Source organism: Humiphilus diazotrophicus, assembly GCF_059726315.1.
In genome coordinates this window covers 430,669-455,630 of record NZ_AP040869.1, presented here as the reverse complement: position 1 = coordinate 455,630, position 24,962 = coordinate 430,669, and the positions used below count along the sequence as shown (strand labels likewise).

At 53.2% G+C, this 24,962-nt stretch carries 20 protein-coding genes and 1 pseudogene; 13 read left to right on the top strand and 8 right to left on the bottom strand.

Annotated elements, in window-relative coordinates:
* Window position 1 precedes the first annotated feature (1 nt).
* The 4 genes from AC6I7T_RS01625 to AC6I7T_RS01610 all read left to right on the top strand — a co-directional run bounded on the left by AC6I7T_RS01625 (window position 2) and on the right by AC6I7T_RS01610 (window position 9,088).
* Entirely contained in the window at window positions 2-739 is a 738-nt protein-coding gene (locus tag AC6I7T_RS01625) for an SDR family NAD(P)-dependent oxidoreductase (protein WP_497788048.1), read from the top strand.
* A complete protein-coding gene (locus AC6I7T_RS01620) occupies window positions 736-1,932 on the top strand; it encodes a TCR/Tet family MFS transporter (protein WP_497788047.1) in 1,197 nt (398 codons plus the stop codon). The genes AC6I7T_RS01625 and AC6I7T_RS01620 overlap by 4 nt, the downstream gene beginning before the upstream one ends.
* A 1,413-nt stretch (window positions 1,933-3,345) precedes the next feature.
* Window positions 3,346-8,451 (top strand): Ig-like domain repeat protein, encoded by a 5,106-nt coding sequence (locus tag AC6I7T_RS01615; RefSeq protein ID WP_497788046.1) that lies wholly within the window; start codon window positions 3,346-3,348, stop codon window positions 8,449-8,451.
* Between the two features lie 13 nt (window positions 8,452-8,464).
* Window positions 8,465-9,088: a hypothetical protein gene (locus AC6I7T_RS01610; RefSeq protein ID WP_497788045.1), complete on the top strand. Its 624-nt coding sequence runs from the start codon at window positions 8,465-8,467 to the stop codon at window positions 9,086-9,088.
* Window positions 9,089-9,123: 35 nt separating this feature from the next.
* Here AC6I7T_RS01610 and AC6I7T_RS01605 read toward each other — a convergent pair whose 3' ends face one another.
* Complete coding sequence (locus AC6I7T_RS01605; protein ID WP_497788043.1) at window positions 9,124-10,446, bottom strand: site-specific integrase; 1,323 nt, start codon at window positions 10,444-10,446, stop codon at window positions 9,124-9,126.
* Window positions 10,447-11,258: 812 nt separating this feature from the next.
* Here AC6I7T_RS01605 and AC6I7T_RS01600 point away from each other — a divergent pair.
* The 6 genes from AC6I7T_RS01600 (at window position 11,259) to AC6I7T_RS01575 (ending at window position 14,784) form a co-directional block, all read left to right on the top strand.
* Window positions 11,259-11,543: a hypothetical protein gene (locus tag AC6I7T_RS01600; RefSeq protein ID WP_497788042.1), complete on the top strand. Its 285-nt coding sequence runs from the start codon at window positions 11,259-11,261 to the stop codon at window positions 11,541-11,543.
* A 28-nt stretch (window positions 11,544-11,571) separates the two neighbouring features.
* Complete coding sequence (locus tag AC6I7T_RS01595) at window positions 11,572-12,024, top strand: hypothetical protein (RefSeq protein WP_497788041.1); 453 nt, start codon at window positions 11,572-11,574, stop codon at window positions 12,022-12,024.
* A 136-nt stretch (window positions 12,025-12,160) separates the two neighbouring features.
* A complete protein-coding gene (locus AC6I7T_RS01590) occupies window positions 12,161-13,117 on the top strand; it encodes an AAA family ATPase (protein ID WP_497788040.1) in 957 nt (318 codons plus the stop codon).
* Window positions 13,114-13,602 carry a lytic transglycosylase domain-containing protein gene (locus AC6I7T_RS01585; RefSeq protein WP_497788039.1) on the top strand — a complete coding sequence of 163 codons (489 nt, stop codon included), beginning with the start codon at window positions 13,114-13,116 and terminating at the stop codon, window positions 13,600-13,602. The genes AC6I7T_RS01590 and AC6I7T_RS01585 overlap by 4 nt, the downstream gene beginning before the upstream one ends.
* Window positions 13,599-14,576, top strand: a complete 978-nt coding sequence (locus tag AC6I7T_RS01580; protein ID WP_497788038.1) for a hypothetical protein — start codon at window positions 13,599-13,601, stop codon at window positions 14,574-14,576. Before AC6I7T_RS01585 ends, AC6I7T_RS01580 begins: the two co-directional genes overlap by 4 nt.
* Window positions 14,554-14,784: a hypothetical protein gene (locus tag AC6I7T_RS01575; protein WP_497788037.1), complete on the top strand. Its 231-nt coding sequence runs from the start codon at window positions 14,554-14,556 to the stop codon at window positions 14,782-14,784. The genes AC6I7T_RS01580 and AC6I7T_RS01575 overlap by 23 nt, the downstream gene beginning before the upstream one ends.
* Window positions 14,785-14,817: 33 nt before the next feature.
* On the opposite strand, the gene AC6I7T_RS01570 is transcribed toward AC6I7T_RS01575, so the two are convergent.
* The gene (locus AC6I7T_RS01570; RefSeq protein WP_497788035.1) at window positions 14,818-15,414 is read right to left on the bottom strand and encodes a hypothetical protein; all 597 of its coding nucleotides are present in this window, start codon (window positions 15,412-15,414) and stop codon (window positions 14,818-14,820) included.
* A 341-nt stretch (window positions 15,415-15,755) separates the two neighbouring features.
* On the opposite strand from AC6I7T_RS01570, the gene AC6I7T_RS01565 reads away from it, so the two are divergent.
* The gene (locus AC6I7T_RS01565) at window positions 15,756-16,697 is read left to right on the top strand and encodes a LysR family transcriptional regulator (RefSeq protein ID WP_497788034.1); all 942 of its coding nucleotides are present in this window, start codon (window positions 15,756-15,758) and stop codon (window positions 16,695-16,697) included.
* Between the two features lie 445 nt (window positions 16,698-17,142).
* Here AC6I7T_RS01565 and AC6I7T_RS01560 read toward each other — a convergent pair whose 3' ends face one another.
* The 5 genes from AC6I7T_RS01560 to AC6I7T_RS01540 all read right to left on the bottom strand — a co-directional run bounded on the left by AC6I7T_RS01560 (window position 17,143) and on the right by AC6I7T_RS01540 (window position 21,803).
* On the bottom strand, window positions 17,143-17,931 hold the full coding sequence (locus tag AC6I7T_RS01560) for a nucleotidyl transferase AbiEii/AbiGii toxin family protein (protein ID WP_497788033.1): 789 nt from the start codon (window positions 17,929-17,931) through the stop codon (window positions 17,143-17,145).
* Window positions 17,924-18,715 carry a type IV toxin-antitoxin system AbiEi family antitoxin gene (locus AC6I7T_RS01555; RefSeq protein ID WP_497788032.1) on the bottom strand — a complete coding sequence of 264 codons (792 nt, stop codon included), beginning with the start codon at window positions 18,713-18,715 and terminating at the stop codon, window positions 17,924-17,926. Before AC6I7T_RS01555 ends, AC6I7T_RS01560 begins: the two co-directional genes overlap by 8 nt.
* Before the next feature lie 911 nt (window positions 18,716-19,626).
* Window positions 19,627-19,995, bottom strand: a complete 369-nt coding sequence (locus tag AC6I7T_RS01550; RefSeq protein WP_497788031.1) for a calcium-binding protein — start codon at window positions 19,993-19,995, stop codon at window positions 19,627-19,629.
* A gap of 180 nt (window positions 19,996-20,175) precedes the next feature.
* Window positions 20,176-21,198, bottom strand: coding sequence for a nucleotidyl transferase AbiEii/AbiGii toxin family protein (locus tag AC6I7T_RS01545; protein ID WP_497788029.1), 1,023 nt, complete (start codon window positions 21,196-21,198; stop codon window positions 20,176-20,178).
* Window positions 21,195-21,803, bottom strand: coding sequence for a DUF6088 family protein (locus tag AC6I7T_RS01540; RefSeq protein ID WP_497788028.1), 609 nt, complete (start codon window positions 21,801-21,803; stop codon window positions 21,195-21,197). The genes AC6I7T_RS01545 and AC6I7T_RS01540 overlap by 4 nt, the downstream gene beginning before the upstream one ends.
* A 477-nt stretch (window positions 21,804-22,280) precedes the next feature.
* Here AC6I7T_RS01540 and AC6I7T_RS01535 point away from each other — a divergent pair, with 477 nt between their 5' ends.
* Both AC6I7T_RS01535 and AC6I7T_RS01530 read left to right on the top strand, forming a co-directional pair.
* Window positions 22,281-22,511, top strand: coding sequence for a type II toxin-antitoxin system Y4mF family antitoxin (locus tag AC6I7T_RS01535; protein ID WP_497788027.1), 231 nt, complete (start codon window positions 22,281-22,283; stop codon window positions 22,509-22,511).
* Window positions 22,512-22,514: 3 nt separating this feature from the next.
* The gene (locus tag AC6I7T_RS01530) at window positions 22,515-23,777 is read left to right on the top strand and encodes a type II toxin-antitoxin system HipA family toxin (protein WP_497788026.1); all 1,263 of its coding nucleotides are present in this window, start codon (window positions 22,515-22,517) and stop codon (window positions 23,775-23,777) included.
* Window positions 23,778-23,875: 98 nt separating this feature from the next.
* Here AC6I7T_RS01530 and AC6I7T_RS01525 read toward each other — a convergent pair.
* Window positions 23,876-24,897: pseudogene (locus tag AC6I7T_RS01525) on the bottom strand (RtcB family protein).
* Window positions 24,898-24,962: the final 65 nt, after the last annotated feature.

The following is a 24,962-nucleotide window of genomic DNA, read 5'->3' as shown; positions in this document are numbered from 1 at the left end:
GATGAAAGCGCAGAACGCCTTGGTAACCGGCGCTAGCCGCGTGCTCGGTCTGGGATTCGAAGTAGCTCGGCAACTTGCCGAATTGGAGTACCACGTCATCCTGACCGCGCGCGACATTGGTCACGCGGAAGAGCTTGCCATTGAACTCCGCCGAGCGGGCCACACAGCAACTGCTCTGTGCCTCGATCTCACTGATCGGACTAGTATTGACAAAGCTGCTTGTTGTCTAGCCGGGACTATCGATCATCTCGATGTGCTGGTAAACAATGCGAGCAACATGCCAGACTATCTCACCCGTTCTGCTCTCGATGTTGATCTTGATGTGCTCCACTCCGCATTCGAGGTTAGTGTGTTTGGGTGTTGGGGGCTTATTCAGGCACTGCTGCCACTGCTTAGGCGAGCCCCTGCGGCTCGTATCGTCAACGTCTCAAGTAGCGCAGCCCAACAGATCGGAAATCTCGGCACCGACGTTCTCTTCTCGCCAGCGTATTCGCTCGCTAAGTATACGCTGAATGCACTGACGACCACACTTGCAGCGGCGCTTGCAAACACGCCGATCTTAGTGAACGCTGTCGACCCAGGACGAGTAGCCACTCATCCCGAGAGAGGCGCCGATAACGATGATCGGTCTCCGGCCGAAGCCGCTAAGGGCGTCCTGTGGGCCGCGACTCTTGCCCCTGGTGGACCTACCGGTGAACTCTTCTTTGATGGCAAGCCTGTGAATTTAGCCCTAAGATGAACAGACCTCTTTTTGTTATCTACACCGCAATCGCCCTCGACGCCATTGGGATTGGGATCATCTTTCCTATTCTGCCGCGCCTTCTTGAGCAGATGACACACACTCATAATGTTGCGCCCTACATCGGGATCATGACCGCGCTCTATGCGTTTATGCAGTTTCTCTTTGCGCCCATGCTTGGAGCATTGAGTGATAACGTCGGCAGGCGTCCCGTCCTGCTTATTTCTCTGACGGGCGCTGCAATCAATTATGTTGTCATGGCATTTGCGCCGCAGCTTTGGATGTTATTCCTCGGCCGTGGACTTGCAGGCCTGACCAGCGCCAACATTTCGGTGGCAACGGCCTACATCACCGACATTTCACCCGAAGACAAACGAGTCCATCGCTTCGGCCTGTTCAACGCCATGTTTGGCATCGGCTTCATCATTGGGCCGGTTCTCGGCGGACTGCTCGGGAACTATGGTCTCCGGCTCCCATTCATTGCTGCAGCCGTCCTGAATGCGTGCAATCTTTTCCTGGCTTTGTTCCTCCTGCCGGAGTCTCGCACGCCTGCCCACCAGAAGTTCGATCTTCCTGCACTCAACCCCCTTCGACCGCTTGGTTGGATCTTTGCAACAAAAGGGCTTCTGCCTGTCATTCTTGTTTTCTTCCTTATAAGCGCCACAGGAGAAGCCTACGGTACTTGCTGGGCGATGTGGGGTTTCGACACCTTCCAATGGAATGGCCTCTGGATAGGCTTTTCCTTGGGCGCATTCGGAGTCTGCCATATGCTGATGCAGGCGCTCTTGCCCGGCCCTGTGACGAAATGGCTCGGAGAACGTTGGGCAGTAGTTGTAGGGTTTGCCTGTGCCTCAACCGCTCTTGTCGCCATGGCTTTCGCTACTCGCGGCTGGATCGTGTTCGCCATCATGCCCATATTCTCTTTCGGCGACATCGGCACACCGGCATTTCAGGCGCTAGCCACAAGGCGGGTTCCCGCGGCCCTCCAGGGGCAGTTGCAAGGCGTCCTAGCATCGGCAATGAGCCTGGCTTCCATTGTCGCGCCTCTCGCTTTCTCCACAATCTACTTCGTCTTTCAGGAACGATGGCCTGGGGCCATCTGGCTTTCGGTGGTTACTATTTATGGAATCGCAATCCCACTGGTTCTTCTCATTACCAGTAACGCCCGGTTAGGGGCAGACTATCCAGGCTAAGTCTCGAGCCAGTATATGAATCTCATGCGGCAGGCCAGTACATCATGGAAAGATACACATGCCTGGCCAGTTATGGTGCGGGTTCTGGCATTTAGCCCGCTCCCGTGGAGTCTCATTCCTCAGATTACCGGTTAGCTCCCTATATGCATGTTTCCGGTAAAAATCTGTTCCTACTCGCTATGCGGAACTGGACAATAGATGCTATAGAGATTATGGGAGTGAGAGTTGCCGTTGCTACTGACGAAGCAGCAGTTGTTGCTCTGTGGTGCTCGTGCGAACTGATTGTTAGCTACAACGAGCCTGGTTCGGATGTCTTACCGCTTGAACAACCAAGACCGCTGTAATTGAATGTATTCAGGTTGGTCAGCCCGGCTGGTTGCGCTAACTACATCTTCCAGTAGGATGTTAGCATTCGCCGCTGTTAAGATAGTTCCGTTGATAGCTGCATAGACTTTGCATCTAGCGCAGTATCGGTCGAGAGATCATCCTAAATTTTCAAAGCGTTGAATCTGAGGCTGGTAAGAAGCTTTGCGAGACGTGTCCCAAGGTCTGAATGCGGGAAGGCTCTGAAGGCACAGATCCCGAAAGTGGTGGAGTCAACACTATCGCTTTGTCTTTCCTTTCTTTGCTGTGCAATAACTCCCCTCACCTATGCACATCACATAACGGGTATTCTGGTAGGGGACTAGACAGAGCGTGATACTCGGAAATGATTATGGTATGTCTTTTAGCCATGAAGAGTTATACCTCTCCATGGCACCTTGGAACAAAATTTCTGTAATACAAATGAATTCAACATTCAGTTGACTTTAGTCTCACTGGTTTTCTGGCTGAGGATAATAGCAGCTTCTATCGCCTGGGTTGAAACGGCGCCACAACTCAAGGCATCTTTGCGATCTCTATGATGCACTGCCTTATTGGTAAGTGCTGGACTGTCTTTAGGATATCCTCGTATTAGTATCAATATCGATTTCATATATTAAACCAATATTTCTCGGTAGGGGAAGCTGCATCTGTCAGAGACCAATTCGGAACTTCAAGAAACAAAATTTATACAGAATTAGGTGGACCTACTGATAATTACGCCTTAGAGTGACGTAGATGTGAATTATCGAGCGTCCTTATCACGCAAGAGGCTAGATCGCGTGTGTGTTTTATGTGGATATAAAGAGAGAAGTTATCGCCATGCGAGAGTTGCCCTGTCTTTTCCCGAGCCTATTTGCCATCAAGTCTCGTTATAGCAGATCCCTGCTGTATGCGTTCTCTACATTGTTCTTCGGCACCGGGACGACTTCATCGTCTATTTCTCGGCGGAGAACCTCTAACCTGGAGTGTACAGTGCGTCCTTCTTTTGTAAATTGCCGCAGCGCTGTAAGAATTGCGTGCCTTTCGTTTCTTGTCTTGGGAATGTGTGTGGCCTCCGCCTTTGCGGGACCAGGTGCATCGATTACCCTCGTGCCATCGATCGGCACTCTGGCGGGCAACGGGACTTTCGGTTTCACCACCGGTCCGGGTGTGGCGACAGCTCTGCCGCTGGAACAGCCTATCGGCATGACTACGGATGCGGTTGGCAATTTCTATTTCGCCGACGGTAACCTCAACGCTGTCTGGAAGATCGATCGCACCACGGGAATCATGAAAATCATTGCAGGTATTCCAGGCCCCTCCGTTGAATCCGGAGACGGCGGTCCGGCAACCAGCGCAAGGTTCCGTGGCCCGGAAGGTGTCAGGTTCGACCAGGCAGGCAATCTCTACATTGTCGATACCGGCGGCTTTGTCGTCCGTAAGGTAAATACCTCGGGTATCATCTCTACCGTGGCTGGAACCCCCAAAACCCCCGGCTATACAGGGGATGGTGGACTGGCTACCAGTGCGACTCTTGGCGGTGCATCCTACATTGCATTAGATCACTCCGATAATCTCTATATCACCGATCTCGCGAACAATGTGATTCGAAGGGTGGATGCGACCACTCATATCATCAGTACCTTCGCGGGAAACAACAGCGGAACCGCCACCGTCGGAGATGGAGATGTAGCGACAAACACCAAGTTCAATATTCCGAATGGAATCGAGTTCGATTCCAAGGGTAATCTCTACATTTGCGAGAGAGGAAACAATGCCGTCCGTATGGTGGCGGCCGGCACAGGTATCGTCTCAACGGTGGCAGGCAATGGAACACCCGGCTCCTCAGGAGATGGTGGAGCAGCGACCAGCGCGGAGCTGAACTCACCCTGGTCCGTCACCCTGGACAGCAATGACAACCTTTACATCACGGATTTCGGTAACCACACGGTTCGGAGGGTCGACGCAATCAGCCATATTATTACCACCGTGGCTGGGACCGCCGGAAGCCCAGGGCATAGCGGAGACGGAGGGGCAGCTACTAATGCTTTGCTCGACACCCCGACAGATGTGCTCTTCGAGAGGAAAACAGGCAACCTGTATATCGCCGTTCCCTCCTTTAATTTGAATATGCCGGTGATTCGTACCGTAAACTTGCAGGCTGCCTTTCCCAACACCACAGTTGGGTCGACTTCCAGCTCGCAAAATCTGGTTCTAGATATCACAGGAACGCTCACGATTAACAGCATCACCGTACCCACTTCTCAAGGTGGCACTGCGGAGTATGCCGTCGGTTCACTAAGCGGAACCGGTTGCAGTGTGGGTTCGCCGATAGCGGGAGGGGCAGGTACGAACTGCACCTTGCCGACAACCTTCAGCCCTCTCTATCCGGGAATGCGTAACATTCCACTGATCATTTCTGCTACCGTCAGCGGAACGCCGACGACCTTCCGTGTAGGTTTGGTCGGAGACGGCTTGGGACCCCAGGCGGCATTCTCTCCAGCGGTGATTACCACGGTGGCAGGAACGAGCACCGCAGGTTATTCCGGAGACAGCGGCCTTGCTACTGCCGCCACATTCCATAGTCCCGCGGCCGTTACGGTAGACTATGCCGGCAACCTCTATATTTCCGATACGGGCAACAACGTCGTCCGACGCGTCGATGCAAGCACCAACATCGTCACCACTATCGCCGGCAACGGCACTGCGGGCTACAGCGGAGACTCTAATGCGGCTACCGCGGCCGAACTGCATACTCCCGACGGCATATCGTTTGACAGTGCAGGGAATCTCTACATCAGCGATTCCCAAAACAATGTAATTCGCAAGGTAAGTGCCAGTACGGCAAATATTTCCACGGTTGCCGGAATCGGAGATCCGGGTTATACGGGCGATAACGATCTTGCTGTCAGCGCGACCTTGAGAGGTCCCGATGACCTGATCTTCAACAATACAGGCAACTATTTCATCGTCGATCATCTGAACAGTGCCATTCGCCGAGTGGAGGCCAATCCCGATCCGAATCAGGCAATTATCAATACCATTGCCGGCAACGGAAGTGCCGGCTCCAGTGCAGACGGCCTTCTCGCCTTCGATTCCCTTCTCAATCTGCCATCGGCGATTACGATTGACTCTGTTGGAAACCTATACATAGCCGATAATGGGAACTTTCGCGTTCGCAAAATTACCGCCACCGGAGGAAGTCTGAATACCGTTGCAGGAAGCGGTGTTTCGGGATCCAGCGGAGACGGCGGCGCCGCCACCAGCGCGACATTGAATAGTGTGCTGGGCCTGGCGGTAGATAGCGCCGGGAATCTCTATATCGCAGACTCCGGCAACAACGTATTAAGGGAAGTCAATGCCTCAACCCAGATCATCAGGACGCTGGCAGGTGACGGAACCGGTCATACCAGCGGCTATTCCGGCGATGGAGGTACTCCAGCTTCTGCCTTGCTTAACTCTCCGGAACACCCGGCAATCGATAGCCTCGGCAACCTCTATTTCGCCGATACGGGTAATCATGTCGTCCGCAAAATTGGAATGGCGGCGGCGCCTCTGACCTTTACCTCAACTACCCTTGGGTCGAGTTCTTCCTCCCAGAACGTGACCATTACAAACAATGGAAACGCAACGTTGACCATCAGCGCCTTGACTTCGCCAGCCGATTTTAACCTGAGCGGCGTCGACAATAGCTGTACAACCAGCACCAGCCTGGCTCCGGGAGCAAGCTGCATTCTTGGTATTGTCTTTGCTCCGACCACTGTCGGTTCATTAAGCGAGACCCTGACCATCACCGACAATCAGGGTACGCATACCATTAGCCTCTCCGGCACGGCGACGGCTGCCATTACTACCACAACACTGCAGATTTCCCCCAATCCAGCAGGCCCCGGAACTGCAGTTACTTTCACCGCAACCGTGTCACCCACACCTACCGGCACGCCCACGGGTACGGTGAGTTTTTACAACGGCACGACCCTCTTAGGCACAGGCAGTGTGAACAGCTCCGGTGTTGCCACGTTCACCACCAGCAGCCTGACAGCAGGAACGCTGAGTGTGACGGCGACGTATTCCGGTAACACCGGCTACGACACGTCAACATCTTCAGCCCAGACGCTGACCGTGAATGCTGCTACCACAACGACGCTGGCTGTAACCCCAAATCCAGCTACAGCTGGACAGACAACCACTTTCACTGCAACTGTAACGCCTCCACCGACTGGAGAATCTACAGGAACGGTGAGTTTTTATAACGGCACGTCGCTACTAGGAACAGCCAGCGTAAACAGTTCCGGTGTTGCCACGTTCACGACCAGCAGCTTGACCGCGGGAACAATAAGCGTATCGGCAGTGTATTCCGGTACTTCAGGATTTACTGGATCGACCTCTGCAACTCAGACGTTGACAGTGAATGTCGCTGGAGCTTCAACTTCCACTTCTTTGGCCATAACTCCGGGTTCACCAACCACTGGACAGTCAGTTGCCTTCATAGCAACTGTGTCTCCCGCGCCGAGCGGCTCGACTAGGGGCTCTGTAAGCTTCTATAACGGCTCGACCCTCCTAGGTACGGAACCTGTTAACGCCTCGGGAGTGGCAACCCATACGATTACCAGCTTGACGGCAAATAATTACAGCATCACCGCAGTATATAGCGGCGTAAGCGGAGTCTACTTGTCGAGTACCTCAACTGCGCAATTACTGACCGTTAGCAAGGCTGCTGTTACGGTAACTGTTCCGGCGCTACAGGTTACTGTCGGCCAGACCGGTTCCGCCTCTGTAACTGTGACAGGGCCCTATCAAACTCTCTCGGCCCCTTCAGGCACTGTCAGCTATGTTCTGCTGAATGCCTCGGGGACACAGGTTGGGTCCGGAGTGCTTACTCTTATTGCCGGAAGTACCTCTTCTACGGCAACGGTATCCATCCCGAGCACGCTAGCCGCAGGTACATACACACTGAAAATTGTGGCGTATAGCGGTGATAGTAGCTATGCATCGTTATCCAGCGTCCTGGCCACAACATCGATCGTAATAGGGCAGATCACGCCCACCATCACCTGGAATCCGCCTTCATCCTCCATTCCCTATGGCTCTACACTGAGCGGAATCCTGAATGCCAGTGCGTCGAGCGGAAGCGCCTCGATCCCCGGAACCTTCACCTACAGGGCGGTACCCAGTGGTGGAAGCGCCAGTACAGTAACCAGTGCAAGTGTATTGGGAGCGGGAAGCTATGCCTTGACCGTGACCTTTACGCCAACAGACTCCACAACCTACGCGACAGTTACAAGGGCCATCGACTTTACAGTCGCCAAAGCGGGTGCGGCTTCTACCGTCGTAAGTTCTTCCAATCCGGTATTCGTTACTACAGCAGTTACCTTTACAGCAACTGTAACTTCATCTGTAGGTACGCCAACCGGTTCTGTCGGCTTCTATGATGGAACGACGCTCCTGAGCACAATTACTCTGTCAAAGGGGTCGGCTACTTATACGACATCCAGCCTCGTCTCTGCGATTCACTCTATTACGGCTGTTTACTCTGGGGATGCGAACTTTGCCACGGCAACCAGTGCTCCTCTTGTAGAAACGGTACAGGACTTTGTTCTGGGTGCGCCCACTCCTGGAGGCGGGGGAAGCGGAGGTAGCGGAGGTAGCGGAGGTTCGGGTGGCGGTGGAGATACTACTCCCACTCAGACTGTATTGCCCGGTGACACGGCGACATTCTCTGTACCATTGGGTCCCACAAATGGAAGCACATTGGCGGCGCCCGTAGTCCTCACCGTTACTGGCGCCCCTCCGGGAGCAACCGCAACGTTGAACCCGAGCTACCTGCCTGCGGGCGCATCGCTCACGAATGTGGTTCTCTCTGTGGTATTGCCCAAGACAACGGCTGAGTTGCATCAGCATGAGATGTTCAACGGCAAGCTGGGTATGACACTGCTGGGAACGCTCCTGCTTCCGTTTGCTGCAAAAATGCGGAAGACTGCCCTGAAGTTGAAACATCTGGCTTGTTGCTTATTGCTTGTCCTACTGGGAGTCGGCTTCGCGATAGGGCTTTCCGGATGTGGAACTACTGCCAGCGGTTTCTTTGGGCAGAAGCAGAAGAGCTATACCTTGGTAATTACAGCTACGTCTGCAGGCATTTCCCGGTCAACCTCTGTAAATCTTACGATCCAGTAAAGGAGCACCCTTCATGTTCGATATATTTCGCAAGAGTGTGCTCCTGATAGGAGCAATAACAATGGGCCTGCACCTGCAGGCCCAATCCCCCCATCCTAAAACCCTTAATACGACGTCGGCCGATATAGCAATTACTTATACGGCAGAAAGAGGAAAAGTCGCCGCGGTGGACTGCGGCTGCTTTTGGCTGCAGGGAGGCAGCGTTGACAGCGCGATTACTTTCTTCCATGGTCTCGGAGTTGCAGCCAATCTTACGGGCGTGCATGCGTCTGACGTCACGTCGGGCGTGGATCTGGATAAGGTGTCATTCATGATGGGGCCTCGCTACACCTTCCGTCCGGAACACTGGAAAAACCGGCTTTTGGGACAGGGTCACGGAGTCGCTGTTTTCGGCGAGGGATTAATTGGAGGGGTCCATGGATTTAATTCTGTTTTCCCCTCTTCGCAGGGAGTGCGGGGAGCTGCAAGTTCCTTCGGCATTCAGGTCGGAGGAGGACTGGACTGGACTGCTGCAGAAAAAATAGGAATCCGGCTAGTTCAGGCCGAGTATATTCGCTCGACACTACCCAATAATAGTAATGATACTCAGAATGACTTGAGAATCTCGGGCGGTATCGCTTTCCATTTCAGATATTGAGTTTCCAGTTCCTTCGATTCATTCAGCCAAGACTCTCAAGGTGGATTTCCGCCTGAGAGTCTTTGTCGCATTCTTGTCGCAAATTCCAAAATCACTCCACGCTTCGGTTGTTCTTTTCCTAAGGAAACAGCGGTTGCTCCATTTGCTTTTCGGTCTGCTTCGAACTGCCTCCTCGAGTGCAGTTGTGGCCCTTGTCCGCTCGTACGCGGCCCCATCAACTCTGCGTGGATCGAGTTAACGGCTGCCCTCACCTCCGGTTCGAGAGACTGCATATAGATATGGGTTGTCGTCGAGGCCTTTGAGTGACGCATCAGCCCCTGGATGTCTTTGACATGGCCCTTGGTTTTACCAAGCGTTGCGATGGTGCGGCGGATCACCTGGAACGTCAGCTTCGGCAGTTCCAACTCCACGGCCAATTTATGTAAGACGCGCTTCCGATAATTGTTCGGATCCATCGGTTCGCCAAAGCGTCCGGCGAAGATGAACCCATCCGGGGAAACGTCCTTGCCTTTCCTTCTGCACTGCTCCCGCCAGACAAGCAGTTCGTCAGCGAGCACGTCGGCAATGGGAACTTTGGTCAGACTTCCCTTGGTTTTCCCGAACGGTCGGATTTTTCCCTTGTAGAGCGTCTCCTGAATATCCAAGACACGTTCTTCTTCGAGAAAGCACCGCCACCGGAGAGGAAACAGTTCGCTCGGCCTAAGTGCATTCGACATCTCCAGCTTCATCAGGATCCAATCTCGCAAGCTCAGTTCATCCAACTTCTGAAGCACCAAGCGCAGCTGATCCCAGCTCAGAGTGGTCTTGTCCACCGCCCGCAGGTTCGCGGGGGGCTTGATTCTGCGCGCAGGATCCTTCGAAAGAAAATCCTGATCGACGGCTTCCGAAAAGATCGAACGCAGGTAGGCACGCATTTGCAATACCCTGTCGCGGGAGCGGGTTTTGGCCAGCTGATTGAGATGGTTCTGCAGGATGAATTTGTCGAAGTTCTCCAGCCGGATATCTTCGAACTCCTTCACGAGATCGGCCTCAAGCAAATACTTCTTTGTCTCGACCGTTCCTTCTCTCCAGTCCGCCTCTTTCAGTGGCAGATACCGATTGCGAACAAACCATCCGAAGGTGACGGTTCCGTTCTTGATGGTTCCGTCTTCGGCGAGTTGTCCAGTAAGTCTTGCGATTTCCACCTCCAGCTTTTCTCTTGCTTCGTGCTTGGTCATCTCCGACCGCAAGCCCAGAGCTACTGGAGTGGAGATGTTTTTCGGTTGCTTCGTCAGAGGGTCTGTAACGGTCCTGCGGAAATAGCCGTACCATTTCTTTCCGCGGATCGATACCCACCCTTTTTGGTGCGATTTACCCATCCATTCCTCATCTTCTGTGTGGAGGGAATAAGCGGGCCAGCCCTATTTTACCGGTGCTTTCGCCGTAAAGAGGACACCTGCTCCCTTTGTCTGAGGAACTCCTCGATTCCGTTTGCCCGATAACGCAGGGCGCCGTCGCTCATGCGAATGACGGGCAAATAAGGCGCTCTGCGCGAGGAATGGTCCCAGACCCAGTCGATGCTGACTTTCAGCCGTAGGGCGACGTCTGCTGCGGTGAGGAGAGGCCCTATTTCTTCCTCCTCCCGCCTGAGCGGCAAAGAACCCATATCTTTATTTCTCCCTCTTAATGGTTGCTGGCACAGACTGGCCAGCGAGTGGGGAGATCATGTTGCCCTTTCGGTTTTCGGTCAAATTTACGCCGTCTACTTCCTTTTGCTCCGGCTGAACGGGGAAGCGCCGCGTGCGCCGCTCGAAAGTACACTTCTGCGGCGGCTAATTCTTTAAAGCGAATCTTTGCGGGTGGGGCATTTTCTGGCTCCAAGTTACTTGCAGCACACAAACGTCTGCTTGATTCAGCTTGGCATCAGGGAACATCTCCCCAATTGCGCACTTGGGTGCAAACCCTCCCCGAATTTCCTCAGGCATTCAAGGAACAATAGTGAACGAGGCGAATAGTGGATCTGCGGACTTCCGCACTCCCTGTCCACTTTCGTAGAAGAGACGAGTTGTCGCGTTGCTCAACGATCCCAAAGGCGAGAAATTTCTAGGCAGGACTGATTAGGGCAGACCACTTCGCTCCATGTTTTCCGGGGTGTCACTTGAACTGAATCTACGAAGAAGGAAGTAACCATATGACAGAAGGAAATGGGCGTGACCATTGGCAAGAGGATCCTCTTGCGCAAGCCAAGCGTGTTGTAGAAGAGTTGCAGGACAAGATTCTTGCGCTTATCGACTCTTGTGCGAAAGAACATTCGGAGTGCAATCCTGAGGCTTTTCCTGTGGCAGTGGGACAAGCTTTTGTTGCTCAGTGCCTGAAGACCTATGGAGAACAGGGATTCGAGGAGGCGCGAAAACATACCCAACTCATTGTCGAAGCAATGGAGGCCGCGTTTCATGAAGAGGCGGGTGAATTATGAGCCTGCTCAACGTATGGAGGTGAAATTTATGAAGAAGGTAACAGCGGCTGTCTTTTTCCTCGTCGTCAGTCTTCTGTCGGGATGCAAATCCACCCCGCCTCAGGTTGAGGGGAAATGGCATGGGGCAACGCAGTTAACCGCTACTTTTACAACGGCTCTGAGCAGCAAGCCTCGAACGGAGAATTTTCCAGCGGATTTTATTCTGGTCCTCACGCAGACCGGCCAAAGCATTCATGGAGACGCCTCTGTCACTGCGGCTAAAGCTCCTCCGCTTCATATTCCAATCGGCACGGGCGTCATCGAGCAAGATGGGAAGATCTCACTCGAAGGTGATGGGAACTCCACCTTCTCTCGAGCGCATCTCAGTTTCGATGGCAAAGCTCAGGGAGGAAAGATAGCCGGCACGATCGACGTTGCGTTGAACGGTGTAAGTGGAAGCGCGGAAAATAAAGGCCCGCTTACGCTAGAACCAGCAAACTAACGTAGGTTTTTGGCGCTTTGCTCAGAGTAGTCTTCTCTTCGTAAGCCTCAGAACCATCGGATACTCGAAAACTTGACCGAAGATCGGATGTGTTTCACTGTGTCCTTCGCACAGCTTACCTGCGCGGAGGTGACCAGTGTTTCAAAGTCCGGCTCAGACGCTCGAAGCGCTTGCACGGGTCGGTTATCTGACCGACCCCATTACTGCAACTACCGTCTATCTGGCCGACCAACTGCATAAGCCCCTGTTGCTTGAAGGGCCTGCTGGCAGCGGTAAGACGGAGTTGTCGTACGCTGTCATGCGTGCAGTTGATGCGCCCATCGAGCGGCTCTCGTGCTTCGAAGGCATTACTCCCGAACATGCGATTGGAAAGTTTGATGAATCTCTGCAACGCCTCTATGTCGAGTTAGCCACGCAATCGGGAACCCCGGATTGGCAAGCCCTGGCTCGGGAGATTAGTACCCTGAGTTTCTTTGTTCCCGGACCACTCCTCAAGGCATTGCTTTCGAAAAGACGCTCCGTTCTACTTATTGATGAACTGGATAAGGTCGATCATGCCTTTGAGGCGACCCTGCTAGAAATCCTCTCTGTATGGCAGTTGTCGATTCCACGTCTGGGAACAATCAGTGCCGAATCCATTCCCTTTACTGTGCTCACCTCAAACGAAGAACGCCGTCTCGGTGACCCTGTTCGTCGCCGCAGCCTTTATCTGAGGATTGAGTATCCAACTCCTGAACGTGAAGCGGAAATTGTCGCACGCAGAACACCCGAAGCTTCTCATCAGACGCAGCGGCTGATTGCGGGATTCGCCAAAGCGTTGCGTGCCTATCGGCTGGAGAAGCCGCCGTCTGTAGCGGAAATGATTGATATCGCCTTAGCGATTGAATTGCTTTCGATCAAGGAAGTCACGGTAGAACATCGCGATGTGCTGCTGCCGCTATTTGCTAAAACTCATCGCGACCGTAAAAAGCTGGCTGATTTGAAGGATGCCTTTGCAGCAATTCTTCATGCCGCCAAACTTTATGCGAAAGAAACTGCGGCTAGGAGTGTCACGGAGGTGCTTGAGGAAGTTATCGAGGAGCAACTTGTATGAAATGTTTGCTGCTTTTCGTTCTATCTGCTTCGCGCGTCTCTGGCTTTTGCTATACCCAGCACGAAGATCCGGAGTCACGATACTACGTCAATGCCTATGCGAGCCACTACAGGATTCCTCGCGCACTGATCTACGCAATCATCCCACAGGAGTCGGGTTGGGATCCGATGGCGATCTCCAGCAAAGGCGCGCTCGGTCTGATGCAATTGATGCCGGCCATGGCGCGACGATATGGAGTGCGGAATCCCTTCTCGAAATCCGACAACATCGGCGGCGGCGCACGTTATCTACGACATCTTCTTGAGTTGTTTCACGGCGACCCGAGGTTGGTTCTTGCCGCCTATTGCACGGGTGAGGATCGCATAGGACGCCGCGGACTGGCTTACAGCAACCCCCAGGTCGTCGTCTACGTGGAGCAGATACGGCGGCGATACGTGCGGGAGTTTGAACGCGAAGAACCCGTTCTACTGAAGGAGAATCAATGAACAGCTTAAAGACCGTCTGCTGGTTTCTGATTTGCTGCGCTATTCCCGTCGCAGCACAAACTATCTCGTCTCTATCGTCTCTCAACAAAGATGCAGCCAAAAGCGCTCCGCCGCAAATTTGGGAGCTGGTCATTTCTCCTGAAACTATCTCGGAGATTCATCTCAAGCCGAATTTTGCCACGACTATCCTGATGCCTGAGCCGGTGACCAATGTTGTACTTGGTGCGCCGACGCTCTTCGATGCCGAGCACTCCGAGCACGCGCCGGAGTTGGTTGTGGTGAAGCCGCTCACCGAGCATTCTGCTACCAGCAATCTTTGGATTGCAACGCGCTCCGGCCAGCACGTCAGCCTCAAGCTGCTTAACGACGGGGATACTAGCCCTGCGGGATCGGTAGATTACGTGCTGATCTACAGGAAAAGTCACGATTTTCTGATTGCCTCGGACGATCCGGCCGATGCAGTTATCGCTGATCAATCGCTCGGCGCGAGACAGCCTTCTCTTTTCAAGACCGCATTTGAGAACCAGCAGCGTATAGCCAGTCCCTCCTGGAATATGCAGCGTAATGCCAAATCGCTGTTGAAGATCACAGCCTCCATCGGCTCTGTAATCGGCGATGGAGACAGCACAATCGTTGCCTTTTCTGTTCTGAACCAAAGCAAGCAGTGGGTGGAAGTGCTTCACCCACAGATCGAACTGAACAACCCCGGAATGCGGGAAGAGAGTAGCAAAGCAAAGAAGAAGCAGAAGGACATACTCGCCGATCAGGTTCCGATCCGCGAGTATCGCTACACACAGCAGAAGCTTGCACCCGGTGCCCGAGCCGATGGCGTGGTCCGCTTTGAGCGTCCGGCCTATAAACAGGCGCAGGAAGGGCTCGAACTCGAGTTGACGACGGCGGATGAACGTCATGGATGTCTTGATTGCACCCAAACCTCGGCCGAAGTCTTCCGTGAGTGCATCGGAGCTTCATGATTCGGAGATTCAGAAGATTGCCGATATGGTAATGACGAAGGCATTGTTGCAAACGCAACAGGTGACACAGCACGGTACCAAGCTCGTACACAACGGAGTGAACATTCGTATTGAGGCTGTAGTTTCTGCGAAGCATGCGATGTACATCCGCTATGTCGTCATCAACAACAGCAAGGCTCCCTATCGCGTGCCAGATCCGGTTTTCTAACTTCCGAGCCAGGCGCTCTGGAGGCCGTCACTTTCAGCTCTCGACGCCCTGACTGTCATTCAATGGCTCTGCAAGAACAGATCGAGGTTCGGTCTGTGTATTCGAGTCTCGTTTTGCCGCTTTTGCCGTCATCACAGTTTGGATTTCGTCAAAGTGCCAAGGCCGAAAGTTATGGACATCAACGCCTACGTCAAGGGAGAGCGATAGAGGTTCATCCGGCAGGTTGCCATGTGAGTGTCCATACAGATGCCACGCGCCGCGCGCATGGTGATGCCAGACCCTCATCGCATAATGACATAGCACTATCCTTTGCTTAGCTACGTTGATCTCCGATAGGCAAGCCCAGGAGGCAAACAGATGTTGGAGCTTTCGTGTCGGCTTGTCGTGATTGCCTTCGATAAAATGAATCGTTTTGCAGTGCAGCCTCTTGCGATAGGCTGTTACGTGTTCCGCTCTCCCCAAACAGAAATCGCCGAGGAAATACAGAACGTCATTTGCTTTCGCACATGCATTCACGCCGTTCGCGATTGCATCGTCCATTTCATCAGTGTTCGCGAAAGGACGATTGCAGTACCGGATGATGTTGAAATGTCCGAAGTGAAAGTCGGACGTGAACCAAACGTTACGCATCTTTCCATGCTCGTCTCTATGAGTCGTTGATACAAGATAACTGTTGCGGTGGGATTTGAACCAGCAAGGTTCAGATGAGGAAGACATCTCTGGGCCTTGCTGTGAGTTCTGCCTAGGCAACAGGGCGCGAGCGGAATAGACGATTGGTCGCCATTTCGTCTGGAAAGCCCGTTCTCCAAGCGCCCCATTTTTCTCTTTTGGGCGGACAGGAGGCCTATTGATTTCTCCTCAAAATTTGAAGATAGAAAGGACCCTTCTTGAACACGAGAGTCTCTTCTTCACCAAACTTCAGGGACTCTACATCAGCCTCGCTCATCTGAATGTTTCCCACCCGTACGAACATGTCTCAAATAAAAATCAATTTGCTCTGGATGCGCTATTTTCTGGTTGTAGCAGCGGAAGGAAGTTTCACCCGTGCGGCGGGACGGCTTGACATTGATCGCGGTGGATTGTTCCGGCGGATCGATGTAATGGAAGAGCGCCTAGGGGTAAAGTTGTTTGAGCGGCTTGCGACAGGCTCGCGGCTTACTCTTGCTGGAAAACTCTTCGAGGCTGAGGCGATTAAGGCGGTTGAGTATAGTGATCGAGCGATCCAAGTTGTGAGCAGCTTCGTAAGAGAAGAGGACAAGAAGTTAAAGATCGGAGTATCCCTCTTCTGCGATCTTCCTAGAATACTGGGCCTCATCGAGAGGTACCGAAGGTCCAAGCCACAGCTTCTGGTCGAATGCGTTACCGCACGCACTCGTGAACTGTTGCCTGCCTTATCGCGCGGTTCCTTCGATCTGGCTTTTCTTGACATGCCTGTTCAAGGCGATGAAATAGAAACCATTCCCGTAGTAGCAGAGTCGTTGGCCGTCATCTTGCCTCGCAAGCATCCCTTGTCGGAAAGAGCCGTTGTGAGGCTCTCCGAATTGAGGAAGATGCGAATGATTCTTGTTTCGAGAAGAAATGATCCTGGTTCTGTCGCCTTGATGTCCTTGCTGGAGGAGGCTGGAGTCGAGCCTTCTTTGGCTAGTGAGGCTGCGGATCCTGCTGAAGTGATGGATCAAGTTACTTTGGGCCACGGGGCCGGAATCCTGCGAAGGTCCGCGACTCGCTTCCAGAGAGAAGGGACTATCTCCCGGCCACTGAGGCATTCTTGTCATCTCCAGACTGCGATCGCCTGGCGCAAGGATATTTGGAGAACAGGCGCTCTAGCGTTTCGAGACTCGATTCTTCGCTTTAGTCATTCGGGGCTTCGAGACCCTAAGCGATCCATCGAGCCGGCTAGGCGTCAAGGTTGAGGAAGCGATCTCGGAGCAACGTCGTTCGTGATTCATGAACAAGCAAAGAAGATGAACGTAAAACTGGGAGAGCTAAAATGAAGGATACGGAGGTTCTGTGAAGGGAAGACCCCATTCGATAGACCACGCCGCGTAACTCTGTGGGCGGCAGGAGAAATCGAATGCCTCATCCTCGTTCTATCGCTGAGCGGCGCCAGAATCGCAGAACCATCATGGCTCGCCGCCGTGAAATTATTCGGAATTGGTATGCACCGGATGGAAATACGAAGCCCGAAGATAACCGAGCTTGGGCTCTGTGCAATAAGTGGAATCTCAACTGTAGCTGTATGCTCTGCCATCTCGAAAAATATTATTCTGCCCGGAGACAACGCCGAGATTGATTGAAGAAGGATATCTTAGATAATCTTGCAGCTTGGAGGTAAGGGGAAAGCAGACTCGATTCAAGCTACAGAAAGCCCAGACCAAAGGTTTGAATCTCAGAGAGGGCAGAGTCCTCAGAATGTCTGGTACTTAGTCGGGCGGCCTTTCTGAAGACTTCGAATTCCCTTGTTTCTACTTTCGATACCGATTCGATAAATCTGCGGACTAAAGCAGTCTCTTCTTTAGAACAGATGGCTCTCAGATCCCTACCTAAAAGAAAGGCCGGAGCCAAAGAGATATCGGAAAGATTGGCTTCCATAACCTCATCTGAGAATTCTCGATCCGAATTGGCCTCATAAAGGTGGAGCAAATCTCTGATATCGTAAAGATCTTTTTCCCGCCTATGCGGATCATCCAGAAAGGCGGCTATTTTTAATAGGGACAGGACCACAGGCGGAATCACGTTGAACCTTAAATCGGCGGCGAAATCGTAGGGGATCGCTCGGCTGAATACGTGCTCGAAGCCTATAAGGCTCATCGTCATTTCGCTTTCGGGCCAGGTGATCGATTTTGCAGCCCGTAATTTCGGTCCTGCCAACAGGATGTCCAGTCTTGTCTCCCTCGCGCTCTTCCATTCATGCTCTCTGTGCTTGCGTTGTGCCCACCCGCGAGAGGCCAACTCTTTGCGCAGTGTGTAGAAGCTTTCCAAATTGAGTGCGACAGCAACATCGACATCTTTGGTGTGTCTCCCTTCGTCCGGAAAATGAGCTTGGAATGCCACGGCTCCGATCAGGACACACTCTGCTCCCAGAAGAGTGCAGACTTCGCGCAATTGCTTGAGATCTTCGATGGCAGAAGGAGAAAGGTCAACCATTCTGGAGGTACTCCGTTCTGAATTCCTCTGCCGCCTCATGCGCACGAGGATCGTTCGAGTGCATGAGTTCACAATAAATCAACAATGGATGAGCAATCGAGATGCCTTCCACCATTTTCCAGAAGGGAAGACCTCCGAAACTCCTCAAGGCAATAACACGACCGTCTTTATCTGGGATCAACTTGAGTTTTCGTGCAATCTCCGGAGGAAAGTACTCGAGGAACAAAGGAAGCTCCGGCCCTTGATAGAAGTGGTTGAGCAGATAAGAGGCTGGCCCTCCACTCAGAGAATATCGAATGGAACTGCCGTCCAGCTGTTTCTGAATATGCTTGATGACCTTGTCAAGTGTGGAACCAGGAATTTGATATCTGTTGATATAGAGGCGTGGCCGCAAGAGTTGCTCGTATCCGCTCAGTAGTTGCTCATGCAGTAAAGCAGCTTGCTCCTTTACACGAGCACCATTCTTTGTAACAGTCAGCACTCCTTCCTCAATCAATTGCTGGCGAACATTCGCAACAGTGCTCTTACTGATTCCAGAGGCTTCAGCAAACTTTCGAACATTCCATCCGGCGGCTTCTGGATAGGCCGCCAAAGTGAAAAGCGCCTGTACCTTGGCCTGTGTGGTGGTTTTTGCTTCTCGATCTTTCGCGACCTCTTTTTTGCCAATAACTGTCCGCTCGTATCGGTCTCCGAGCTGGAGGTGCATATTGCCAAGAGCATCGACGAAATTCACCCCCGCTTCGATCAGTCTTTCGGCAGTCTGCAGCGGAACATATCTGGCCAAGAGCAGTACCTTTCCCTCTTCACCAAGTCGATGTTTCTGTGCCCGTGCAATCAAGAAATTCACGAAAGAGCGGTCTAGAAAGGAACTTCTTGACTCGGCAAAAAAAAAGAACTCGCCTTCCGGTGTTCGGACTGAGAGCTTGGCATCAAAACCAGCATTCCCGGCTGGAATACTCCTATGCCTAATATTTCGGATGAAATCGAGTGCCTTTAGATGCTCTAGCTGGGGTCCGTATTGTGTCTCCCACTTCATTGTCCATTAATATATCATGTCCATTATAATTGGACACATCGAATTACCGTACGCGTCTTGGCTAGGTGAACGTGCGCTCTTCTTTCGATTTTAGGCTGGGCACCGGCTCCTCCCGAACCTCCGCGTTCCTCTCCCGCATCCGTCCTATACGGCGTGGTCACGACGAAAGGATGATCATGACATATATATCAATTTGTTGTAAGGACAGCCCAAGTCGGGGATAGAAGACTTCTGTGCTCTGCTGGGCCTGCGTCCAGCGCAAAAGTATGAGACTACATGGGAGCGAATCGCACGCGCTGTTCCTCTTGTCCGTGACAAGATGTCCGAGCTTCCGGACTTCAGGGACATAGGCAAGCGAATACTGCTGGCTTGGCGATAGGGGGTAGAGAGTCTGCGTGATCGCCGTGTTTATTTCCTTGGAGACTGGCCGGCAAACAAGGTGTTCGAGGGCATCTCCGACGTCCCTCGGCTTGAAAGCCCTCGATCAGTTATAGGTCGTTCGCCTCTGCTGGCCAAACGCTCACGGCGTCCGCCGCAATAGATTCGGACGGCGACTGTGTGGTGCAGAGAAACCCATCTCCAGAAATGAAAGCGGACGCAGGGCATGTTTGGGCTTGAGACAATACCGTTATTGAGGAGTTTCGGCAGCAGTGCGTAAATCAGAAGCAGTATCCTTGGGCGATCCAGTAATGCCAGTCTTCGATAGCCTGGGTGGTTGATTCGTCCACGTTGAGAGGCTTCAACTGAGAGAGTGGCACCGCGAAATTTCGATTGTTCCAATGTGTCATCACGAGCATGTCAGTCGAGCAGCTATCTTCCGGCGCCATCTTTCCGACCTCGACAGAGTCTCCTTTGCGCAGCGGCGAGGCTGGCACAGAAGCAATGCATTGCGCACGGAACGGGAATTGGATCTTGTCTTCAAGATAGTAGTACCAGCTCATAGCCTGTTCTTCTGGACCATGGGCATCTACGATGATTTCCTCGTGGATACGGTATTCCCGCTCGTGATTTCGCTGTGCTGCTGTCATGATTTTCTATGCTTGAAGAAGCTCACGGATGCGAGAGAACCTGAGCCGTTCTTCTGCTTGTGATCATACTCGAAGGTGGGATTTTCCATGCTGCCGCGCAGTTCGTCGCACGCGGCTCAGAGAGAGGAATAGGAATCGGATTTCTTGATTGCCATTGATTAACTACCTTGTTTGAACAGCTCAACGAGGCTCATTCAGATTTATCTCTTGTTCCAGCGCAGCGAGGACTTCCATGATCTCCCCGAATGGCGGCGGCTCTCCGAAAACCATCACGCTCATACTGCGGTAGTCCCGCTCCAATGCTGCGCGCCGCTCTTCGGTCGGGACGAGACATAAGCTTCCAATCTGCGCCAGATCATATTTCGCCCAGCCGGACGGGTAGAAAGTCTGCTTGTGGCGTACGACCTGCTCCAGGAGAGCAAGGTCTGCCAGAGCTTCACTGCGGACGGGACTTTGCGCCAGCATCGCAAGATCGTAATAGTGCCGCGAATAGCGGTCAGGCAGGGCCTTCTCTGCTGGTCGATAAAACTCGGCATGAAGAATGGTCGCCTTTTCCCAAAAAGTGCGCTTCGCCAGAAGCGAAGTAACGGATACGTCGGGTTCATCGAACAAGGCAGGAAACTCTTCCGACGCAAAGGCGCGTACCGTAAAGCGATCACGCGGCACGAATTCAGCATGAGTGCCGAGTTCCAGGATCACGTGAGGCTTGATGTAGTCGAGCGTCGACGCTACCGACGGATACTGGAAGCGGACCACATTAGCGTCCTGTTCGCTGACGGCCAAAGTCCAACCTTCTCCATTACCGAGGATTTCTTCGCAGCGACCCCGAAGAACTGAGATGAATTCACTGCCAATGTACTGCTGACAGGCAACCATCATTTCCGCAAGAATAGTGGCGCGCTTGGTTTTCGACAGCCCATCCCGGCGCGGATCGCGCTCCCCCGCGAATCCAAGGGCGACGTAGTCTACGGCCAGATCGATATCTTCCGAAAAACGGTTGATTGCGTGATAGATTTTTGACAACGATGTGCCGCCGTTGAAAAGCAGGCGGTCTCTCAGGGCATCAATCGCAAACAACTGTTTCAGCGTCCAGCAGACCCAGAAGTCCTTTTCAACGACGGCATCGGAAAGGGCGCGTCTCTCCGCCGTTTCGGCGAACAAGTCCGCGCGGTCGCGTTTCGTCATTCGTGCAACTTTGTTCACGCGGTCTCCTCTGCAATTCGGCTCGCGACTTCATAAATCCAATCCACGCCAAAGCGAGCGTTCCGGACGAACTTCTTCCTCTCGGACGGGGTAAGCGCTGCTCGCAACACTTCCATCTCGTGTGTCCCGACGTTTTCTTTGCCGAGATGACGCAATGCCTGGACAACGAGAGCGATCTTTCCCTCAAGCCCGGCGAGCACCTTTGGACGAGCGTGTTTGAATACTATGCTACGTCTTCCAATCGGCACTTCGTTATTCGGACCGTCGGTGAGATAGATGATTTTCGACGGTACCTGCGTCGAAAGCCCCAGCAGGTTTGCCGCCCATGCTCCATCGGGCACGATCTTCCAGCGTTGCCGCCGCGCAATTGCGCGCGCGGCTTCGTCGATGTCAGGGCTGAGCGTTCCACCAAGGGCGGGATTGACGCGTGGCGTGTCATAGAGTCCCCGGCGGATGCGGCGTACCGTTCCTTTGTGAGTCAGTTCTGCCAGCGTCACGTCGATAGTCGTCCGGCTGGCAATATCGAGGAAGTCCTTCGCCGAGAAAGCTTTCCCTGTACCGAGCCGTTTGATCCGTGCAACTATCTGATCTCGCATGGTTTCCATGCGGTTATCTCTCCCCTCTATTAAGAAAAAATATACCTCTTTTTCTTAACAAAGCCAAGGCTCTCTTTCATTCGGAATCCAACTCAGGCACTCCTTTCAGGTTTTTCCCTCCTGCGCTCACAGCTAGGGAGCAATCGCAACGCAATGTTGATAGCAGCACTCTATTTCTCCCCAAGGGCTTATAGCTGAGTGGTTGTGCTGACCGGGAGAGTTCGAATTGGAATCCGGAGACACTACGGCATTATCCTGAGCGCGATAATTATCGTGGCCAGGATAATGCCGTCAGGCCTTGGGACTTTGGGGCAATCTTGCAGAAGTATGCAGGTTCCTCAACGTTTATTTAAATGTTCCCGAGAGGGAACATCCTTTTCAGTTGACCGATGCTTAAGGCTTAAAAGTTCCCGTACGGGAATGTTTGGATGGATTACTTGTGGGGATTGCAGTAATATTCCCGTACGGGAACTTTGTGTTTAGCACATGCGCTACACCTCGCAACAGATCGGAGCTCTGATCAAACAGACACGCAAGAGTCTGGGCGTTACCCAAAAGGATCTCGCCTTGACCTCGGGAACCGGACTGCGCTTTGTCATCGATCTCGAAAAGGGTAAGGAGACCTGCGAGATAGGAAAAGCACTTACCGTTCTACAGACACTCGGAATCAGGCTGACGCTGACACCGCCGATGCCGGTCTCGGTAAAAGGAGAGTAGGGCATGGCGAGGACACTGGATGTCTACTTGTTCAGGAATCTCGTCGGTCATTTAATCCAGGATGACGGCGGGCAAATGGTGTTCGATTACGCCGAGAGTTGGCTAGAAAGACCCAACGCATGCCCTCTTTCTCAATCGCTGCCTCTGCGGAAAAAGAGATTCACGCGCAAGGAATGCCGCGGATTTTTCGCGGGTATCTTACCTGAAGAGAGCAAGCGAGAAATCATCGCACGTAATCTGGGCATCAGTACCCGCAACGACTATGCCATGCTGGAGCGGATCGGCGGTGAATGCGCGGGTGCCGTCACATTTGTTCCCGCCGGTGAGTCTCTTCCTGAGCGCAACAACAGCTACCAAACGCTCACCAACCAAGAATTGGTTGCAATCCTGAAAGAACTGCCGAAGCGCCCGCTTTTAGCTGGGGAAAAGGGGGTACGCCTTTCCCTGGCAGGAGCGCAGGACAAAATTGCAGTTCGAGTTGACGGGGACAAGGTCAGCCTTCCCTTGGATGGAGCACCCAGCACACATATCCTGAAGCCAGCGATTGAACGATTTGAAGGCTTGGTTTTCAATGAAGAACTTTCGATGAAACTCGCTGCCGCGGTTGGCCTGACAACGGCCCCGGTCGAATTCCGAACGATAGAAGATATGACATTTCTGCTTGTGAAGCGCTATGACCGCGTTCCTAGGCAAACATCAGAAGATGATGAGTCCCCCGTCGAGCGGGTTCATCAGGAGGATTTCTGCCAGGCACTGGGTTTCGTTCCTGAAACAAAGTACCAGAAAGAAGGCGGCCCATCGCTCAAGGATTGCTTCCACCTTCTGCGGGAAGTTTCCAGTGCCCCGGTTATTGATCTCGCGAGGTTGCTTGACGCGGTGATCTTCAATTATCTGGTCGGAAATAACGACGCCCATGGCAAGAACTTCTCACTCCTCTATCCAGGCGCAGGAACGGTTGATTCGCAGATTCGGTTTGCACCCCTCTATGACGTTGTGAGCACAATCTACTATCCGGAACTCACCCGGGAAATGGCCATGAAGATAGGCGGTGAGTATTCGTCGGAAAGAGTTATGCGACGGAACTTCGAGAAGCTTGCCGAAGAAGTTGGCTTGGCCAAACCACTGGTACGCCGTCGCGTCGGGGAGTTGGCAGATGCAGTGCTCTCCTCCCTAGCCAAACTCGATGTTCAGAATCCTGTGGCAGAGGGCGTGGCGGCATTGATCAAAAAGCGCTCAGAAAAGACTCGTACAAGTTTCCAAGGTTGAACTTGCTCGCCTATTTCATTTGTGGGTTCACATGCGCTGAGGTTGACTCCCCGGGGTAGGCGTGATTGGTGCGCCTACCCGAGGTCAGCCATGGTCGACTACGTTCCTTTGTAGTTCAACAGTGGCCTGAGTGTGCGGCGAATTTTGACAAGGTCGTGTTGTTCCTTTAGAACCGCACGAATGTCCTTGTACGCCGATGGAGCTTCGTCGCGGATGGCATCGGCGAGACGCCAGTCGAACCAGACTCCCTTCATTTGGCGTTGCAGTTCTGAGCGGCTGACCTTTCTCGCCGCCTCGGACCGGCTCATTGCCCGCCCAGCACCATGAGCACTGGAATTGAGAGCTTCCTCACATCCCCGGCCTTCGACATGGAAGCTGAGCGTCCCCATGGAACCTGGCAAGACGCCCGGTTCACCGGCCTGCAGCGCCTAGCGCCTTTCCGGTGAACCCACAGTCTGCTGGCGCCATGCTGCTCCAGAGCGACGTGGTTGTGATCGGTTGAGATCGACATTTCCCACAGCAGTCGCGCCCCAATCACGTGCTGAATCAACTTGTCTGCCTCGGCAGCCATGGCTCGTCTTGAAGCTGCTGCATACTGGCGAGCCCAGTCGAGGTCATGCAAATAAGCCGCTCCCTGCTCGGATTGAGCTTCCAGAGCGCGAAAGCGGCCATCAACTACCTGTGCACCTGCAAGGTGATGATCGCGAATGGCCTGGCCAAGAGCACGAGAACCGCTATGAAGCATCAGCCAGAGCCGGTCCTCGTCGTCAGTCTGAAACTCCAGAAAGTGATTCCCGCTGCCCAGAGTTGCGAATTCCAGTGCGCCTTCGCTTTTCCGGATCGACTCCAGCTTGGCATTGCTCAATTCAATCGAGTCCAGGCTCTGAGGCTGCCCAACGATAGCCTGCCGGTTTCGACGCCGACTGGGGATTGTCTTGGCAAGTCCGGCTAGAATCTGGCCGGCGGCTTTTGGATTCCGTAAGGACTCGGCAGTGGAGTCTGTTGCCACAGCAAGCATTCCGCAGCCGATGTCACCACCCACTGCTTGCGGGTAGATCAGTCGCGAGGTTGCCAGCACCACTCCCACGCAGATGTCGTTAGCCAGGTGAACGTCTGGCATGACAGCAATTTGCTGGACATCAGGCGCATGCTGGAGACGCTTCAGAGCTTCGGTGACTTCATGGC

Excerpts from the sequence above, each read along its gene's own strand:
- AC6I7T_RS01535 (WP_497788027.1), top strand. The coding sequence starts at position 22,281 with ATGCGCTACACCTCGCAACAGATCGGAGCTCTGATCAAACAGACACGC.
- AC6I7T_RS01565 (WP_497788034.1), top strand. The coding sequence starts at position 15,756 with ATGTCTCAAATAAAAATCAATTTGCTCTGGATGCGCTATTTTCTGGTT.
- AC6I7T_RS01610 (WP_497788045.1), top strand. The coding sequence starts at position 8,465 with ATGTTCGATATATTTCGCAAGAGTGTGCTCCTGATAGGAGCAATAACA.
- AC6I7T_RS01625 (WP_497788048.1), top strand. The coding sequence starts at position 2 with ATGAAAGCGCAGAACGCCTTGGTAACCGGCGCTAGCCGCGTGCTCGGT.
- AC6I7T_RS01560 (WP_497788033.1), bottom strand. The coding sequence starts at position 17,931 with ATGGTTGACCTTTCTCCTTCTGCCATCGAAGATCTCAAGCAATTGCGC.
- AC6I7T_RS01585 (WP_497788039.1), top strand. The coding sequence starts at position 13,114 with ATGAAATGTTTGCTGCTTTTCGTTCTATCTGCTTCGCGCGTCTCTGGC.
- AC6I7T_RS01605 (WP_497788043.1), bottom strand. The coding sequence starts at position 10,446 with ATGGGTAAATCGCACCAAAAAGGGTGGGTATCGATCCGCGGAAAGAAA.
- AC6I7T_RS01550 (WP_497788031.1), bottom strand. The coding sequence starts at position 19,995 with ATGACAGCAGCACAGCGAAATCACGAGCGGGAATACCGTATCCACGAG.
- AC6I7T_RS01540 (WP_497788028.1), bottom strand. The coding sequence starts at position 21,803 with ATGGAAACCATGCGAGATCAGATAGTTGCACGGATCAAACGGCTCGGT.
- AC6I7T_RS01620 (WP_497788047.1), top strand. The coding sequence starts at position 736 with ATGAACAGACCTCTTTTTGTTATCTACACCGCAATCGCCCTCGACGCC.
- AC6I7T_RS01580 (WP_497788038.1), top strand. The coding sequence starts at position 13,599 with ATGAACAGCTTAAAGACCGTCTGCTGGTTTCTGATTTGCTGCGCTATT.
- AC6I7T_RS01570 (WP_497788035.1), bottom strand. The coding sequence starts at position 15,414 with ATGCGTAACGTTTGGTTCACGTCCGACTTTCACTTCGGACATTTCAAC.
- AC6I7T_RS01595 (WP_497788041.1), top strand. The coding sequence starts at position 11,572 with ATGAAGAAGGTAACAGCGGCTGTCTTTTTCCTCGTCGTCAGTCTTCTG.
- AC6I7T_RS01600 (WP_497788042.1), top strand. The coding sequence starts at position 11,259 with ATGACAGAAGGAAATGGGCGTGACCATTGGCAAGAGGATCCTCTTGCG.
- AC6I7T_RS01530 (WP_497788026.1), top strand. The coding sequence starts at position 22,515 with ATGGCGAGGACACTGGATGTCTACTTGTTCAGGAATCTCGTCGGTCAT.